The organism is Chloracidobacterium sp., assembly GCA_016715795.1.
In the GTDB taxonomy this organism is placed as follows: Bacteria; Acidobacteriota; Blastocatellia; order Pyrinomonadales; family Pyrinomonadaceae; genus OLB17.
Genome location: JADJXP010000002.1, coordinates 643,705 through 662,989, shown reverse-complemented (window position 1 = coordinate 662,989; position 19,285 = coordinate 643,705). Strand labels below are relative to the sequence as shown.

Here is a 19,285-nt window from a genome sequence, read left to right as displayed (position 1 = left end):
CCGGTGAGGCCTCGCCCTTGGATGATGTCCGCTGTGTGCGGAGCTATTGTGTCTGGCTGTCGTCGGGCAGAGCGATGAAGTTGAGATCGGCGATGTTGTCCGTAAGCGACACGATCTGGCTCGGCATCTGGAAGAAGTATCGCCGTCCCTGTACCGTGATCACATACGTCTCACCCGTCCTCAGGTCATCGAAGTTGTAGTAGCCAAAGCTGCCCGTCTGCACCACGCGAGGCTCGCTCAGGCTGTTGCCCGTCACCGATACCGTCACATTGCGTATCGGCCGCCCGTCGGCCGTCAGCACGCGTCCTGAGATCGAGGCGTTGGCCGCCGTCGTTGACAGGAACTCAAGGCCCCAGCCGCCGTTGATGCAGCCTGAGATGGCCTCTGGTGCCAGCGGCACGCCCGCATCGTCGCGGATCCACAGATTCCACACGCCGTTGGCGTTCGTCCCGCCAAAATTGCCCGCGAATGTCTGTGTTCCCGTGCCGCCTATCGTCGATCCGGGCTCAGAGTACGGCCCTGCGGGTGCCGCACCCGGGAAGTTGGTCACAGGCGTCTCCCACGTGGTCGGCTCAAAGTTGCCCGTCACCAGCGGCCCTGAGTTTGGCAGTACGCCCGGCCCTATGTCTCGGAAGCTCAGCGTTACGGGGCTTCCCGGCGGTATCGGCAGAGCTCCGCCCGCGTCGCCCATCATCACGAACTTCTGCCCTCCGGGCCCGACCAGCAGTGCATCGATGTGGTCCGGGAACGTGTATGACAGGTCATACAGCGTCACACGCATCCCCGCGATCGATGCCGGCCCGCCTGCCACCGGAATAGGTGCCGGATAGGCATCAGCCGTCCCGCCCAACGTCACGCATATCGGGTTCGTGAATCGGAATGCAGACGCCGTGTCGATGATGTTCAGCACTGCGTTCTGCACCTCAGGTGCAGCCGCTGTCGTGCCTTCGTCCTCATCTCCACCGCCGGGCCTCGTGAATGGCCCGCTCAGCGTCAGATTCACCGTCTCGGTCGCCTCCGTCAGCGTGTCGCCATAGCACGGCACGTTCACGTTCTTTGACGCCTCCGTCGGCAGGAACGTGACGTTTGTGTTGACGTTCTGATAGTCGATGCCCGCTCCCGGTGCCGCTCCGCCGACCGCTGTGCCGTTCGACGTTGCGAGGTTCACCGTATCCGTCCCTGTCGTGTTGAAGTTACGCACAAGCGTGATCACTCCGTTCATCGACTCGTTGCAGTAGTACGTATTCGCACTAAAGCGTATCTCCGGCGTCCCGCCCGGACTCGGCGTCGGTGTCGCCGGCGGCGGCGTAGGTGTTGGCGTTGCCGGTGGAGGCGTCGGAGTCGGACATCCGCCGCCCGCAAACGTCATATAGCCAATGCCGTTGATCGCTCCGATCGACCCGAGCGTGTTGCTCGGCTGCGAGCCGAGATTGGTCAACGCCCCTGAGCCGGTATTCACGCTAAACGTAGTAATACTGCGGCTGATGCGGTTATTGACAAACAGGAATGTGCCTGCGGCATTCGTGACCAGCCCGTTGGCGGTCGTTGCACCCGTCGCAAATGGCGACCCCGCGACCGGCGCGACCGTCGTCGCCGCACCGCTGCCTGATATCTGGTAAACGCCTACATTGTTGCCGCTATTTCCGGCAACCATGTAGAAGTTTTGGTTCGGATGGACAAAGCCCATTCGCCGCGCCGAGAGCCCTGATGGGAAGGGGTTGCCGGCAGCCGGTGACAGGGCTCCTGCCGACGACGTAAATACGCGAATTCCGTTCGTCGTATCGACGCTGTAAAGGCGGCCGGCACTGTCCGTGGCATATCCAAGGGACGCGGCAACCGTCGGGAACGGGGCCCCTGCGATCGGGGTCAGCACGCCCGTGCCCGCGTCCACGCTAAATCCGCCTATGTTGGCACCGAGATTACCGCCAACATAGTAGTAGTTGCCGTCTTGGCTCATGCGACTCGAGAAGCCGGCGACGGCGGCCCCCATCGGATACGGGCTGCCCGCCGCGGATGTCGCCGTCGTCGGCGTGATCACAAAGCTCTGAACGGGCCCGTTGGTGCTATTACTGGCTACCACGAGCGGCGAGCCGCTCGGATGCACCGTGATCGAATTCCATCCGCCGGTGCCAAGTGCGATCGGGCTGAACGGCATCGCTGTCAACGCCCCTGTAGCCGGATTGATCGCGTAGGCGCTGACCGTGTCAGAGCTGTCGTTGATCACATACAGCCGGCCATTTGCATTGTCCACGGTCATGCGTTCACTGACGATCGAATTGATACCGCCATTGCCTGCCGCCACCGGGAATCCCGCCAGCCCGGTCAACGTTCCAGTCGATTCATCCACCTGGAAGCCGTAGATATTGCTGCCGGCCGAATCGTCGTTTAGCGCATAGAGATAGCTGTTGCCGGCCCCCGGCGTACAGCCCGGTGTCGGTGTCGGCGTCGGCGATGCCGGCGGAGGTGTCGGTGTCGGTGATGCCGGCGGAGGCGTTGGCGAAGGTGTCGGCGATACCGTCGGGCTCGGTGTCGGGCAGCCGCCGCCGCTTGTGCCTGCGAAGGTTAGACCGAGCAGATTCCCCGCCCCGGTCGAGCCGATCAGCGTCGCGGCCCCCGTGGCCGTGTTGATAGTGTAGAGACTATCGGTGGTGTTATCGACCAAGTAGAGATTCTGATTGTTGGGATTGTAAGCCAGACCGTTGGGGTTGGTCGGCCCCGACAACGGGCCGATCAGAGTGGTAGCCCCGGTCGCGCGATCCATCGAGTAAAAGCTGTCGGCACCGCTGTTGGTCGCAAACATCTGGTTCGTCGTCGAGTTGAATCCGATATTAGTAAACGACGTGAGCGTTGAGGTGCCGATCAGCGTCGCTACGCCTGTGGTCTTGTTAATGTTGTAGAGGCCGTTGTTGTGTGAAGAAACCCCGTAAAGGATCCCGGTGGACGTGTCGTACTCCAGGCCATGCATCACAATGGCTGCATCGCCAAAGGCACCGATCAACGTCGCCGTGCCGGTTGCCAGGTCCAGCGTGTACACGGAATCGTTGCCGCTCGAACTCAGATACACGATATTGTTTACCGGGTCGTAGGCCATCCCGGAGGTTGTACCGGCATTCGCACTTACCGTCCCTATCAAGGTCTTAGCCCCTGTAGTTATGTCGATAGTAGACAGCGCACGCGATGAATCGACCGCGTATAGCTGTAGCGCCCCGCCCGGCGGACACGTCGGCGACGGGCTCGGATTCGGTGTCGGCGTCGGCGTTGCCGGCGGAGGCGTCGGCGTCGGCGTTGCCGGCGGAGGCGTCGGTGTCGGCGTTGCCGGCGGAGGTGTCGGCGTCGGCGATGCCGGTGGAGGTGTCGGTGTCGGACAGCCTCCGCCACCGCTCAGAGTTGAGATCTGCACGGCGTTGAGATAGGTTGTCGTGTCAACGCCACCCTGCACCATCAGTTTGCCGCCGGCGAGGCCACCGGCCGGAGCCGCAGCCTTGGTAACGACGGGATTCCCATAGCTCCAACTGTTCGCAGCGATGTTGTATATCTCCACCGAGTTCACAAGCGGAACGCCGGTAAAGAAGGTGGAATCACCACCCATAACCGCAAAGATCGACGTACCGTCGGGTGATGCCATTACTTCGGCACTTGCCCGAGCGGTCTGAAGCGGCGCCATTGTGGACCAGGTATCCGCAACCAAGTCATAGCGATGGACCGCAGCCGTCGTCGCTCCTGCAATCCCACCTATGTAATAGGCGAAGTTACCGACAACCACCGCTCTTCCGTAAGTTGTCGCTGTGGGCATCGACGCACCCGTGCTCCACGTATTCGCAGCAATATCGTAGATGCGTGTTATTGCCGTCGGGCCCGGATTGCCGCCAAAGACGTAGACCTTGTTGTTATAGGCAACCGTGGCACCGCTCACTGCTGCAGGCTCGGGGGCACCGGTGGACCATGTGTTCGTTGCAATATCGTAGATCGCATTCTCCGTAATATGCGCAGGCGTCGCGTTGTATCCACCCGGCACATAGATCTTGCCATTCCAGTAGGCACCCTGAATGTTCTGTTTACCCGTCGGCATGTTCGCTAACTGCGTCCAGGTACCAGTAGTGGGGTCCCACCGCCACAGATCGTTGAATCGGGTGCTCGCAACGCTATCACCTCCACCAAATACATAGACGAAGGTGCCGTCGCTCACCGCACCGTGACGGTATCGGGCTGCCGGGCCAACAATTCCGTTGGACCATGTTCCCGGTGTCCCGGCGCCTGGCACACACGTCGGAGACGGACTCGGCGTCGGATTCACGCTCGGGCTCGGATTCGGGCTTGGCGTCGGTGAGGCCGGCGGTGGTGTTGGCGAAGGTCCGCCGCCGCCTGCTACCAAGCAGAGGTTTGCGGATGACAGTGTTCCCGTGTCGCCGCCCGCATTGTCGCTGACCGTCAGCGTCCAGTTGCCGTTCGCTGCCTCAGGTGCCATGCCGTCAAACACTTCAAGGCCTGCACTGTCCGCTGTCGGACGCACCGGCCCGCCGAATATAGTGTTCAGCGATACCGCTTCGCCCGGCGTCGTTACGCACTGGCTTGCTGAGTAGTCGCCCGCAGGCACAGGATTGCCCGCTACCGTGTGGAACGTGTTCGGGAACCCGTCGCCAAAGTTGTACGGCCCGACAAGATCATTCGATGACCCAAATCCAGTCGGCGGACACACCGTATTGCCGCGCCGCTCGACGATCGTCGCCGTCGGTCCACCGCTCGGTGCTTGCAGCGTCATCTTGATGTCGCCGCCCCATGAGTGCGCCGGGCCCCACGTCCAATCCCTCAACTGTGCTGAGGTCAGCGTCCCTGTCAGTCCCGATACCGTGATGGTAATTGGCACGCCGCCTGGCGAGTTATCAGGTATCGCAATCGGCAGCCCGCTCGCCGGGAATGTCTGTCCCGCACATCCCGCAGGAGGTGTCGGCGTCGGCGTCGGCGATGCCGGCGGTGGTGTCGGCGTTGGCGTTGGCGTTGCCGGCGGTGGTGTCGGCGTTGGCGTTGGCGTTGCCGGCGGAGGTGTCGGCGTCGGCGATGCCGGTGGAGGTGTCGGCGATGGCGTCGGCGTTGCCGGCGGTGGTGTCGGCGTCGGGGTGGCTACGCCCGGGAGTGGGTTCAATGAACCAATATGATTAAGGGCCTGACCACCGTAGCCGGCCGGATATGAGTCGCCGGCGTTCATCGTCCAATTCGGTGCCGTGCCGCCCAGGGCGCCGGCATACCAGTCAGAAGCCGATGAGTTTCCCTGTGCAGTTCCCTGCCGCCCCACATAACCCATCGCGGTGGTCGTCACCACGACGTCTCGGCCCGCCGAGCCAACAAATGTCGGGCTCGTCGAATAGACAACCGGAGAGTACGCCGAGTCGGTTGCGGCATCGACGACGCCCACCCCGGGATCTCGGATCACCCAACCGGCATAGATCACTCCGTCCGCCACACCATCGTTATCGGGATCAATATCATCAGTGAGGGTCGGCGCGGTCGACGTCGTGATGAGCAAAAAGCTGGCCGAGGAATTCTCTATATCGGTACCCGAGTCGGCGGCGAAGCCGGCGGCTCCGGTAAAGCCGGTTCCGGTTCCAACGATCGACGTCGAGGCACCGTCAACCGTGTAGGTATTATTCATCTGCCGGATGGTCAAATAGCCGTTGCTGCCTATCGTCAGTCCGCTTAGATCGAAGATCGTCTGAACATCACCCGGGTTTCCCGAATCGCCTTCGATCCCAACCAGATAGGTACCTGCGGGGATCGTTCTGTTCGGAATGCTGCGGATCTCGACATACTCATTCGGGCCGTCAGCTCCGGGCGGGTTGAATAGCACCTCATTTATGAAATCTGGCCCGTTTCCTAGCGGGAGGGCCGATGCTGACGGGCTTGAAATGCCTAACGCCCCTCGGATCGCATCCAGAAGCGAAAACGAAGCGGCGCTTGTGCCCGCTGCGGCTATCGAAAGAAAAACCGTTCCGGCGATGGCTAGTATCAGGGAACGGTTGGCGGTTGTGCGATACGATCGGGCACGTCTTGACATGATTGATCCTCTCTCCAAATAAAGATTTAGTGACTCTGCCTCGCAAGCTTCGGCGGCCGGGTGGGCACACACATCTCTGCGACAGAACGAACAAACTACCTGATTACAAGTAAGTATAATGAGATTCGCGATTATTGCAAATGCTGCGGCGGCCTCTTGGCCTCCCCCGTTCTCGTCCGGTTCGGGGGTTCAAGTCCGCAATGAGCAGGTTGCTGCTGCTAAGGACCGACAAAGAAAGGGCAGGCCGCTCGGCCTGCCCTTCATTCATATTCCATGCCCGCCCGCGATGTGCGGGCGGGGCTCATCCGTTTGGCCTACTCTTGCGTCGGGTCGGCGACGAAGTCAGCGTCCACGACGTTGTCGATCAGGCTGATCACGCGTGCCGGCACCTGGAAGGTGAAGCGGCGTGAATTCACCGTTACGACATACGTCTCGCCCGTCTGCAGGCCGTCGAACATATAGTATCCGAAGGTGCCCGTCTGGAACGTGCGCGGCTCCATCAGCGAGTTGCCCGTGATGGTGACCGTGGCGTTGCGTATCGGCCGTCCGTCGGCGGTCATCACGCGGCCTGAGATCGACGCACTCGCAGCCGTCGGCACCTGGAACTCCATGCCCCAGCCGCCCTGGATGACACCCGTGCCCGGGCCGTCCTGCCGGAGGTGGAGTGTCCACGTTCCGTTCGGATTGGTCAGGCCATAGTTGCCAAAGAACGTCTGTGTTCCCGTTCCGCCAATGGTGCTGCCCGGCTCACTATACGGTCCCGGAGGTGCCGGTGCCGGGAAGTTGGCGATCGGCGTCGTCCAGCTCGTAGGCTCAAACTGTCCCGTCGTCAGCGGCCCATTGTCAGCCAGCAGTACAGGTCCCGCGTCGCGGAAGCTCAGCGTAACAGGCCCCGTGGCCGAGTTGCCGCCCGCATCCGCCATCATTACGAATGCCTGGCCGCTCGGCCCGACGAGCAGTGCATCGACGTTCTCGGGGTTCGTATGCGAGTAGTCATAGAGCGTTACTCGCATCGAGCCGATGATCACCGGTGCACCCGACACTACGATCGGTACTGCCACCTCAGGTGCCAGCGGCCCGGGCCCGAGAATGATCGGCCCCGGCGACTCGTACTGCGTGGCCGTATCGTTGATCGTCAGCACGGCCGTATTCGGCGTTCCGAGATTTGCTCCGGTCAGCGTCAGGTTCACTGTCTGGTTAGGCAGTTCCGTCAGCAGGTCGGCACAAATATCCGAGGTAAACGTCTTGGTCGTTTCCGTCGGGTTGAAGGTGACCGAGCCTGCCGCACTGACATAGTCAATACCGGCGGTGCAGCTCGGGCCGCCCGTTGCCGTGCCGTTTGACGTCGCGTAGTTCACCGTGTTCGTCCCCGTCAGATCGCCCGTCCTCGTGATCGTGATCGTCGCAGTCTGCCCCTCATCCTCGATGTAGGCCGCAGAGCTGAACTGGATCGACGGTGTCGGCGTCGGTGTCGGGCTCGGCGTCGGCGTCGGCGGTGGAGGCGTCGGCGTCGGCGTTGCCGGCGGAGGCGTCGGTGTCGGTGTCGGCGTTGCCGGCGGAGGCGTCGGCGTCGGCGTTGCACATGAGCCTCCCGTCGTATAGTTCACGTTGCCTGAGAATGCCCGCGGCGTGAACTGCGAACCTGCGAACGCAACAGCTCCGGTACGCGACACATCAGTGAACATCGTAACGTCGGCATTGATGTATGTCGTCGTCGACGTTGTCCCCGTGCCGAAGTATCTGATACCGAAGCCGGTTGAAACCGAATGCAGGTAGACCGATGTCGTACCACCGAACGGTATATTCAACGGTGTCGTTAGCACCACAGGAGCATTCGTTGCCGTTCCGGCGGTCGTCGCGGGAACGGTCTGAGTCAGTGTCCACCCCGCACTGCTGGTCGTAAAGCCCGCGTACGGGCCGGGACGCGTCCAAACCTCAACATTGGCCGTATTCCCAGCAGCCCCATTGAACTGCGTGTCGAACGAGGTCACCGTCAGATTGGACGTCGCCGGCGTCAACTGCAGGAAGACACCGCCAGAGCCGTTGTTGGACACCGTCGACGTGTTCAGGCTTGCCGATCCGCCCGGCGGACACGTCGGTGACGGGCTCGGATTAGGCGTCGGCGTCGGCGTTGCCGGCGGAGGCGTCGGTGTCGGCGTCGGCGTCACACCCGGCGTCGGCGTCGGCACCGGCCCGCACGGCGCATTGTAGGCGAACGTGTCGATGCCGATGTAGTTGCTGTTAGCTCCCGTTGGGCCGCCATTCTCCACAAAGTATCGGAACGCAAACCGTCCCAGTGTCGGGCTCGGTACGCCCGTCACCGTCACCGTCTGCAGCGTCCAGACCTCAGGATATACGCCTCCCGTCTGATACGTCGGGTTGATGTCGAGCAGCAGCCGTCGTAAAGTCGCCCAACCCGGTCGGGCCCGTTCCGACATTCGTGCTTGCACCATTCGTGCTCATTCTCACCTGCAGGCGGTCAGGGAATGGGCTCGCCGTCGCCGTCCGCGTCCAGAAGGTCATCTGTGCACCGTCCTGCAGCGTCACCGCCGGTGTCAACAGCCATGTGCTGATCGTCCCCGTTCCCGTGGTCGAGTTAAAGTTAGCACCGATGTAGGATGTCGGGGCCCCTGAGTGCGACGGGAAGACCGCGCTGTTGCCCTGGAACCACGTCGTCGAACCGACCGTCGTGCTGTTGTTCTGTGCGAACCAGCCCGGCCCCGGCACATTCGCCGTGATCGTGTCAAAGCCCTCAGAGATCACCGTCGGTGTACAGCTCGGGCTCGGATTCGGCGTCGGTGTCGGCGTCTCGACCGGTGACGGCGTAGGCGTCGGCGATGCCGGCGGAGGCGTCGGTGTAGGCGTCGGAGTCGGGCAGCCGATGCCGGCCGTCGTCAGCCTCAAGGTCGCCGCTGAGACCGCGCCGGTGTCGCCGCCTCCATTGTCTGAGAAGTGCAGCGTCCATGTCCCATTCGGGTCGGCCACCGAGCCAAACGCCGCCGTCATGTTGGTCACCGGCGAGTTGTTGTTGGTCGCCTGCGGCCCGGCCTGCGTCGTTCGATAGCTGCCGGACGTCAAGGCGACACCGCCAGCCTGATTGAATGCCTCGAGCCACCAGTTGATCCCGGCCGCGCTGTCGGCGAATGTGTACGGGCCTGCAAGGTCCGAACTGTCGCCAAAGCCAGTCGGCGTGGTTGCTCCGGTGGATGCAAAGAGGACATGGACAGGCGAGCCGCCCGGCCCCCTGAGTTCGACATCGACGTCGCCCGCCCATGTATGGATCGGCTGGAACGACATATCGACCTCTACATTAGTCGGAGCTCCCGGCGGCAGCCCTGAGACCGTGAATGTAACGTCAAGTCCTGCTGGCAGCGGTGAGTTGTCGGGGATCGGCCCAACGCCCGTGCCTGCATAGCTCGTCGTGTTGCCTCCCGGCGGGCACGACGGTGACGGCGAAGGCGACGGTGTCGGTGTCGGCGTCTCTACCGGCGTCGGTGTCGGCGTCGGCGTCGGCGTCTCTACCGGCGAAGGCGTCGGCGTTGGCGTCGGCGTCGGTGTCGGCGACGGGACCGGGCACGAGGCGGTGATCACGAGCGAGAATGCTCGGATCGCACCTGTGTCAGACCCTTCGTTGTCGCTTACGTTCAGCGTCCAGTTGCCGTTCGGGTTTTCGCCGTCAAAGGCCGACAGCGGATTATTCGGCGTGAACGAACCTGACGGGAATGCCAGATTCGGGTCGCCGTTCGGGCCCGGGCCGGCACAAGCTGTCTCTACGGGCGAGCCTGCCTCGTCATCGAGGGTCAGCAGCTGCAGATTGTTATTGCTGCAGCCCGTAAAGTCGAGCGGCACGCCCGGCCTGTCAAAGAAGGTCACGCTCGTCCCCTGAGGCGACGTCAGCGTAAACTTCAGATCGCCGACCCATCCGTGGTTCATGCCGACCGTGGTTGAGGTCGGGTCGGCACTTGGTGCCGAACCGTCAAATCGGAAGTCGAGATCGCCGATGAAGCCCATGCCGCTTACCGGCAGAACGACATCAACACCGGCCGGCGTGTCGTCAGGAACAACGACGGCTGGCCCCGTGTAGCTCGTCACACCGTCACACGGCGGAGGCGGTGAACATGGATCCGGTGCCGTTAGGAACGGCGTATAATCCACGACTCCGTCCGGATCGATGACCGCGTCACCCGTGCCGCCCGGATTGCCGGCATGCGTCGGCCCTGTCGGGCTTCCCCAGTAGTTGTTCTCGGCATTGACCGGGCCTGTGTGGCCGCCCGCCGCAACGGTCAAGCCCGATGTGGCATTGCCCTCGATGCGGTTGCCGTTAATGACCACGCCTGTCGCCGGCCCTCCGCCGAAGTCCTCCACGCGAATGCCGCGAGCACCACCGTTGAACACGGTGTTGCAGGTGATCGTGACGTTGTCGCTCGAGAACACGCCGATCTGCGTGAACGGAGAGTCTGCAACCATGTTGCCGCTAATGATCGCCCCGTCTGTACCGGAGTCAAACAATATCCCGTTGCCGTTACCTCTCAGGTAGTTATTCGACACCGTGACATTCGAGACCGTCCCGGCCTGATTCGAAGCAAAGTTAACGCCCGGGCCGTTATTACCGACAAAGTCGTTCTCGTCGATAAGGATGTTGGTGTTCACCGGACCGGCAGTGTATTGATCTGAGTAGATCGCATGGCCGCTGGCCGCACCCGGATTGTTGTTATTGCGGAACAGATTGTGCTCGATAATGAGCGGGCTGGCCGCACTGTCGTTGGCCGGGTAGAGCCCGATGATGTTGTCCTGAACGACATTATTTCGGAATTCCGTTCCGGAAACGCCCGGCTGGATATATACGCCCGCACCAAATAGGTTCACGTTCGTATTGCCCGTTACCACAAAGCCATCCCAGGTAACCTCGTCAGCCGTGACAAACACCGCCGTCGATCCGGCATTACCCGAGACTATTGTCTCCACTGCCGGATTCGGGATGCCGGTTCTCGTGCGGCCATCAATGCCAAATTGGGCCCCTTGGACGCTCAGCGTCTTATTGACGTTGACCATTTCAGGGAATAGCCCCGGACATACCTGGACGATGTCGCCCGCGCTGGCTGCGTTGACCGCTGTCTGGATCGTGTTAAACGTCGGATTCGGGTCATCGCAGTTCCCCGGAACCGCCATACCATCGTCGTCAACGGCCCATATTACAGGTGTCGGCGACGGCGTCGGTGACGGCGTCGGCGTCGGCGTCTCAGTCGGCGTCGGTGTCGGCGTCGGTGTCGGAGGCGTCGGTGTCGGCGTCGGTGTCGGAGGCGTCGGCGTCGGCGTTGGTGTCGGCGTCGGCGTCGGTGTCGGCGTCGGCAGCGGGCATGTAGTTGCCGCTATCGAGAGCGACCAGCCGCCCGTGATGCCGCCCACGTCGCCGCCGCCGTCGTCAACCACATATAGTGACCACGTGCCGTTCGGTGCCGTGCCGTTAAACACATTAAATGCGCCGCCATACGGCCCCGCAGGTGCAGGTGCCGGGAATGTATCGGCCGGGGCGTAGTTAGACGGCTGATATGTGCCGCTCGTCAGTGCCGACGAATCCGGCAGCGGGCTGACCGCGTCGCCGTCAAGCGTGATGTTAAGTCCGGTGACCGGGAAGTTGCCGCCCACGTCGGACATAATGATCGCGCTCTGGCCGCCCGGTCCTACGAGCAGAAGGTCTGCGTCATCCGGGAATACATGGCCAAAGCCGTTGAGCGTCACCGTGACCTTGCCCACCGTGCCCATCAGGCCGCTGACGGTGATGTCAGACGGATACGGATTGGCCGGGCCCTGATCGTTCGGTGATGCCGGTATCTCGATCGGCGTCGTATTTGAGAACGGTGCAGGTGCACAGAAATCATCATTGGTGATCGTTCCCAATCCGGTGCCGTCCGAGATGGTGGCGCCCGAGGCGTTGCTGAGCTCGACCGTATAGGTCTCGTCGCCTTCAAACGTCGTGTCGCCCACTACCTGGACCGTAATGGTCTGGACATCCGTCGTCATCGACGGCGGGAATGTCAGCGTGCCGGAATTGAATATATAGTCGTTGTCGGCGATCTTGGCACCCAATAGGCCGATGCCGTCCATCGTCGTAAAGTCAACCGTCACCGGTGATGCCGTGGCACCCGTCTTCGTTACGTCGAACGTGAACGGGAATGTGCCGACATGCTCTTCCTTATGGCTAAAGTCGCTGATCGTGATCGTCGGAGCACCGTCATCATTGATGATGTTGCCTGTTCCGCTGTCATACATGACCGGCGTCGGGCTCGGTGTCGGCGTCGGCGGTATCCCGCAGCTGCCGTTCACATTCATCACCATGTTCATGCTCGGGAATCCGATTCCCGCGAGATCAGTCGGCACCAGAACTCCACAGTCTGCGGCCTGAATGTAGCCGGGGCCCGTTTGCCCTAACGCGTTCGAGCCAATAAAGAAGAAAACGTTGTTTGGCTGGCCCGACGGGGTAAAGACCTCCATCACAAGTGACACCGTCCCCGGCGGGACCGATGCCGCGATCGGCACATTGAGGATCGTGCCTGTCTGGTCACTCACAACGACCGGCTGTGTCGCCAGCAGTGTCAGGGACCCAGGCCAGGTTGCCGCCGCGGTCCCGCTGCTCGCGTAAAGGTTGACAGTGAGCGGCTGTGTCGTGCCCGAGCCCGCATCCGCCTCTTCTACGCCGATATCTACCGACGTTACGTTATATGTGTCGGTCGGGCCGACGCCAAAGGATGCAAGCGTAAATTCTCGCCAGTAGCTGTTGTTCGTATGCCCGAGGCCGCTATTACACGAGATCGAGTTAAGCGCCGTAATCGTCTGCGACGTCGAGTGCGTGATCAGCGCTGCACATGCCAATTCAGGCACGGCCGTCATCGGCAGAATACCGGGGCCGCTCGCCTGCGGCGTGATGCCCTCGGCATTTGTAAACGAGCTGCCGCCCGTCGGATCGGCCTGCGTGCTGCCCGGTACGATCGTCGTGCGCTCGGGGGCGGTCGCCGGCCCCTGTGGGCCTGTCGGCGGTGCCGGTCTGCACGGCAGCATGGGATCGCGCAATTGCAGCGTAAATGTCTCATCCGGCTCAAAGGTCGTATCGCCATTGACGAGCACCGTCACCGTCTGCGTGGTCGAGCCTGCTCCGCTGACCGGGAAGGTCAGCACGCCGCAGTTCGCCTGATAGTCGCTGTTGGCAATTGTTCCCGTGCCGTCTGCGGTCTGATAGCCGACTGAGGTGACCTGATTGGTCGGGCCGACCTTAGTCACGGTAAAGTCGAACGACGTCGTCCCGACGTGTCCCTCGTTGAGCGTCACATCGTCAACCGTAAACGTCGGATACGGGAAGTCGTCATTGACGATCGTTCCGGTACCTGTCGGGCCGCCCAGCTCGGGGCCCGGCCTCGGGCCGCAGCCGCTGCCAAGCTCTACCTCAAAGGTCTCATCCGGCTCATTCGCATAGTCGCCGTTGACGACGACCGTGATGGTCTGCGTCGTCGAGTTTGGCCCTGTCGGCGGGAATGTCAGCGTCCCACACTGATCGACATAGTCATTATCGGCCGTGGTCGCCGTGCCGTCATTGACACGGTAATCGACCGTATGCGTCTGTGTCGTAGAGCCGACCTTGGTCACGGTAAATGCGTGTGACGACGTATTTGGCGGATCGCTCTCATTTTCGCTCGTCGCCGCCGTGATCGTATAGGTCGGGATCGGATCGTCGTCGGTAATTGTGGTCGTCGCCACATTCGGCGTGCCGATGCCGGCCTGGCCCGTCGTCAGTTGGATCGACGAGTCAAAGGTCTCGCTGAGTTCAAATACCGCGTCGTCGCAGAGCGTCACCGGGAATGGCTGGCTCGTTACGCCGATGCCAAAATTGAGCACCTGCGTCGTCGAGAGATAATCCTCGCCCGGATCGCATACGCCGTCCGCGCTTGCCGTGGCGTCGCCGCCGCCGGTCGCTACGGTCGCCGTTGCGGGCGTGTCGGTTCCGCCCGTGCGGGTCACCGTCAGGGTCGCCGTTCCGGCGCCCTCGCTGGCCGAGTAGGTCGCCGAGCTGAATTCGACCGTGCCGGTGCACTTGCCCGTCGAGTCGGCGTCAAAAATGTCCTCAACCTCGGTCGCCGTCAGCGCACGGTTAAAGATCTCGATCTCATCGAGCGTGCCGTTGAGCACCGGGCCGCCATTCGGGCGTTTGCCGACATATACCGGATAGGTCGTCTGCGGCGTAAAGCCCGTTCCGAGGTTCGCCGTCGTGTCTGTTCCCGAACCGCCGCCTACAGGCCCGCCATTCGCGCCGATAAGCTGCGGCACGCCGTCCACATAGAAGCGGACATCGCCCGACGCCTGGTCAAATGTGAACGCGACATGCGAATAAACGCCCGCCGTCAGGATGTTCGGATTCGTGTAGGCAATATGGCTCGAACCAAGTGTATCAACGATGTTCAGATACAGGTCGGCCGGCCCGTTCGCTCCGCCGTAGGTCACCGAATGCCAGAAGTGGGCACCGACATAGGATGAGTTGCCCCACTCAATGATCGGCTGGCCGCCGGCAAAGCCGCCCGGCTTGAACCACGCGTCAGCTGACATGCCCGGCGTCGTCGGGTGTGCTCCCGCTCCGCCTAAATCGAGGCTCGCGCTCGCCGGTGCGTTAAAGAACGCATTGACACCGTTAAACGTCATCGCCTGAAACACCTTGCCCGTCGGCGTAAAGGTCACGCCCGAGTTGACGCCGTTATTGGCATTCGCGGTCCGGTCATTGAGGTTGCCCTCGCCCGACCACCACGCCGCCATCCCGCTCGGCGGGATAACGCATCCCGGCGGCGGATCGACCAGCCAGCTATAGCTTGCCGGAGCACTTACGTTGTTTGAGTTGTCAACGGCGCGCACCTGGAAGTTGTGCATTCCGGCCGCGAGGCCCGTGTAGTTGATCGGCGATGTGCACGTCGTCCACGGAGCACTGTCAAGGCTGCACTCAAAGCGTGCGATGGCCTCAGGCGCCAGCGTGTCGCCGCCGCTGAAGGTAAACGTAGCGTTGCCGCTGATGCTCGGATTCGGCGGATTCGTGTTGATCACCACCGTCGGCAGATTGGTGTCCGCGACCGTCGTGATATTCAGGCACCAGCTTCCCAGGCTGCCGAGGTCGCCGCCGGCATCATCCATTGAGTAGAGCGACCATACGCCGTTCGGGTTCGTCCCGCCAAATACGCTGGCAAACGTCGCCGCACCGCCCGGGGCCGGGCTGTTATATGGCCCCGCAGGTGCAGGTGCCGAAAACGTATCGCCTGTCGTTACATCCGTAGGCAGATAAACAGCGCCGTTGACAAGGTTTCCTACCGTGGGCACAGCGATGCCGCTGTCGGCCAGCGTAAAGGAAACGGCCGTATCAAGCCCCGCGAAACTGCTGGCATCCGAGAAGAGGACGAATGTCTCACCGCCCGGGCCCACCAGAAGCAGGTCAATATCCGTTGCGAACGTATGCGTGAAGTTATTGAACGTCACCGATATATCGCTGATCGTGCCGACAGCCCCTGATACTGTGACCGTCGATGGGTAAGGCGATCCCGGAGTGTTGGCCGGAGCCGGTGATGGTGACGGGTTCGGGATCATTATAGGCCCGTCCGTGTTGCAGAAAGGTGCAAGATCCGTGATCGTCAGCGTCGCCGGATTGTTCGCCCCGATCGTGCCGCCTGCCGATACGTTTGACAGCGTCAGGCCTGCGGTCTGCGGGCCCTCAGAATCGCCGTCTGTGCAGAGCGTGACCGTAAATGTCTTGTCCGCGGTATCGAGGTCGCCCCACATCAGCGTTCCCGATGCGTTGATAAAGTCGATCCCCGTCGTGCATGCCGCGCCGCCGATTGCCGCTCCCGGCCCGACGCCGCTGCTGGTTGCGTAATCTACAGTCAGCGCGCCGCCTGAACCGCCCGTTCGTGTAGCGGTGATCGTCGCCGATGTGCCCTCGGCACCCGTGAAGTTCAGCGAGTTGAACTGGACCGTTCCCGGCGGGTTATTGGTGATATTTAGCGGGACCGGATTTGTTCCCGATACGCTCGTTCCGCCGATCGGATTTGCCAGCGTGAGATTGACGAAATCATTATCAACGACCGCGTCACCGCAGGTGGTGACCGTAAACGTCTGAGGCGTCACATCCAGATCGGCCCAGTTCAATGTCCCGGCCGTGGTTACATAATCGACCGCACCGCCGCATGCCGCGCCGGCCGTCGCCGTGCCGCCGCCCGTCGAATAATCGATAGAGATCGCCCCTGAGAAGCCATTCACGCGGTTTACCGTAATGGTCGCCACCGTTCCCTCGAGCGTCGTATAGCTCGTCGCGCTGTACTCGACCGTTCCCGGCGTTGCGTAGAATTCGTCAGCACCGATATCGTAATCGACTCCGCCAAGAGCCGACGGCCGCGCCTCGCCGTCAATGTCGTCCGGCACCGTCGCTATCGTCGTTCCGGCATTCCTTGCAGCCGATGTCGGGAAGATGTGAAGATTTGTTGCTGAAGCAAAGATCGGGTCGGCTGAGATGCTGTTCACATCCTGGCCGGTCATCGCCGTCTGCCAGTCGCCAAGGGTAGCGTAATTTGTCGCGCTTCCGATACCGACAAAGCCCTGTGTGGCGTCAGCTATATACAGATCGTTATAGTCTGACAACGAGCCGGCCGCACCAATTGATGCCAAGGCGGTTGAGTCCCACGCAATGTGTTTTGCCGGAGCGGTTTGCGGACCGGTCACATTTGCAAAGATATTGTTCCTGACATTATAGATGGGGCCTGAGGTCGTACCGTGGCCAAACGCGGAACTCGAAACATTAGGTGATGACGAACCGTCGATCCGCACGGTATTGTTGTGGACGTTGTGAAAGTCCCCCACACCGCTGCCGCCTGACTGCAGCCATATCCCCTTGATCTGCCGCGTTGCCGTTGCTGTACCCGTAAATGCCGAGCCAATGTTCCAAACAAAGTTGTTGACAACGTTATTGACATCGCCCGCAGTAGCGCCCCTGGTATTTGACCGTATGCCGTAGATCGCAGACGCACTCGAGGTGGTGCTGTTGTTCCGAACCGTATCGACCATATTCCCGCTGACCACGCTGGTGCCGACCGTAGCATCCAGAAAGATGCCGTCGGTCACAGCCGCCGAAGCACCGACATTCCTGACCAGATTATTGGAAATAATTACCCCGGACTGCTGCAGGGCTCGGATGCCCTGCGTCCCGGTCGTCCCGCCGCCGATATCATTCGCAGTTGTCCCGCCGACGACCGAATCCGTCACCTGATTGCCCACATCCGGGAATCCTGTAGGCGAACAGAGCGTCGAGGTTCCCAAACTGATGCCTCGATAGGCGTTCTCAACTATGAGATTGTCAAAGGTGTTGCTGTTATTCGTCCCGGCGGCCGAGGTTGCTCCTCCCGCGCATGAATGGAGGACGCCGATCGAGCTTGTATTGCTGCGATTAAGCACGATCTTCGCGTTCTTGACCGTGTTATTGTTCGCCCCGTTCGAGCTTGTTCCGCTGCCATAATGCAGTACGCCGTACTCGACCGTGGTAGTCGCCGGCAGGACCTGCACGTCAATACCGTCAAACGTGATGTAATCGCCCGTAAAGATACAGATGCCCGCGTCCTGTGTGCTCGCGCTGCCCGGCGGCACGATCACGGGGTTGGCCCCGACGCCGCTCCTCTGGAAAATGACCGGATTCGCCGCCGACCCGCCGGTGACACAGGTACCATTCTCCGGGAATGATTCGCCCGCCGCCACATTGAACGTCACCGGCCCGGCGACGCCGGCGTTGACATCCGAAACGGCCGTCAGGAAGTTTGGATAGTTGCCCGCCGAGCCGATCGTGTATGTCCCCGAGATGGGCGCAGCGGTGGTCGTGCTCCCCGTGATCGGAGCGCTCTGGACACCCTCTGTCGCTGCCGCAACCTGGAAGAAATAGCTTGTTGCTGCCGTCAGGCCCGTGATATCCACAAATGTCGCGTTAGGGGCCGCCGAGCCAATGTAAGAATATGTAGTTCCGCCATCGAGAGAAATATAGATCGGGAAGCCGACCTCATTGCTCGATGTATCCGTCCAGTTAAGCCGCAATGAGCCTGCCCTGACATTTGAGAATGTCAATCCTGTCGGAGCCGACGGCGCACCCGGCGTGAATTTAAATGAGGTGCCGCTGGCGATCGCATCTGTCTGCGTATCATTTGCGGTCACATACGATACGCTGTTGGTCGAGGTCGTGACTGCCGCGAAATTCGTCGCCGCGCCCGACTGCAGGCCGACTGAATAACCGCTGTCACTGCTTGCCGTCATCCCGCCGCCATAGACAAACTGGATCGATCCCGGATCGGTCCCCGTTCCGTCAGATTCGTTCAGCCATATTTGAAACGTGCCGGCCCCGACGGCCGAGCACCCGGACGGTGCCGTTGCCCGAGTGATCTTCATGTTCTGGAATTCAACTACCGCCCTGCGATTTGGCGCGGAGCCGACCACCTTCCAGTGAACAAGGCCATTCGTGCCGACGCAGAGGTCGTCCCAGAAGCCCGCGATCTTCGGAGATTGAGTTGTCGAATCAAGATCGTTTGTAAAGTTCGAACCAGAAACAACGGTCGCCCCGATCTTAACAAAGCCATTCGCGTTTGCCGAAAAGTTCGTCGCAGGAACCCCATCGTAGAAAAACGTAAAGCCTAGACTCTGCAGGGTCGAGTTGCCGTCATCGCTCCCCGCAGCGATCAAGGTTGTCGTCCCCGACGACATGTCCTCAAGGGCGACGCCCGAGAGGCTCGAGAACACATACGTGCTGCCGCTGATCACCTCAGGCACATAGCCAGTCGGTGCATAGCCGAGATCGGCAGGTGGCACCTCTACCTTGCCGCCGCTCTCAGGCTGCGATCCGCCGCCTTCGCCCGTGTCAGTCTGTGCAAGCGGGACTCGGGTCACGCTGATCACATCGCCCTGCTCAGAGGTCACCGCAGGCGCAGTTGTGCGCCCGGACGGCGCGTTGGCCGCCGTCGTGGTGGGCTTGAATAGCGACCACGCGGAAACGCTGCCCCAATTGGCTGCGAACGCTAGAGCCGAGATCGAGATGATCGCGAGGCTGACGATGATTAGACGAAACGACTTTTGGCTTTTAGACATAACTTTTTGCCTGTGGGGCAGGCGGCTCCTGATTTAATTCTTCCTTTCGGTTTACCAGCAAATTTACATGTCTCGTGCCGATACGCGAGACAAACACCT

General features: G+C 61.5%; 3 protein-coding genes. All 3 read right to left on the bottom strand.

From position 1 onward, the window contains the following. Positions 1–43 precede the first annotated feature (43 nt). The 3 genes from IPM59_07950 to IPM59_07940 all read right to left on the bottom strand — a co-directional run bounded on the left by IPM59_07950 (position 44) and on the right by IPM59_07940 (position 19,186). Positions 44–6,049, bottom strand: coding sequence for a beta-propeller fold lactonase family protein (locus IPM59_07950; GenBank protein MBK9215520.1), 6,006 nt, complete (start codon positions 6,047–6,049; stop codon positions 44–46). Between the two features lie 314 nt (positions 6,050–6,363). Further along, complete coding sequence (locus tag IPM59_07945) at positions 6,364–8,502, bottom strand: carboxypeptidase regulatory-like domain-containing protein (GenBank protein MBK9215519.1); 2,139 nt, start codon at positions 8,500–8,502, stop codon at positions 6,364–6,366. Continuing rightward, entirely contained in the window at positions 8,396–19,186 is a 10,791-nt protein-coding gene (locus IPM59_07940; GenBank protein ID MBK9215518.1) for a choice-of-anchor J domain-containing protein, read from the bottom strand. Before IPM59_07940 ends, IPM59_07945 begins: the two co-directional genes overlap by 107 nt. Positions 19,187–19,285 lie beyond the last annotated feature (99 nt).

Excerpts from the sequence above, each read along its gene's own strand:
- IPM59_07950 (MBK9215520.1), bottom strand. The coding sequence starts at position 6,049 with ATGTCAAGACGTGCCCGATCGTATCGCACAACCGCCAACCGTTCCCTG.
- IPM59_07945 (MBK9215519.1), bottom strand. The coding sequence starts at position 8,502 with ATGGTGCAAGCACGAATGTCGGAACGGGCCCGACCGGGTTGGGCGACT.
- IPM59_07940 (MBK9215518.1), bottom strand. The coding sequence starts at position 19,186 with ATGTCTAAAAGCCAAAAGTCGTTTCGTCTAATCATCGTCAGCCTCGCG.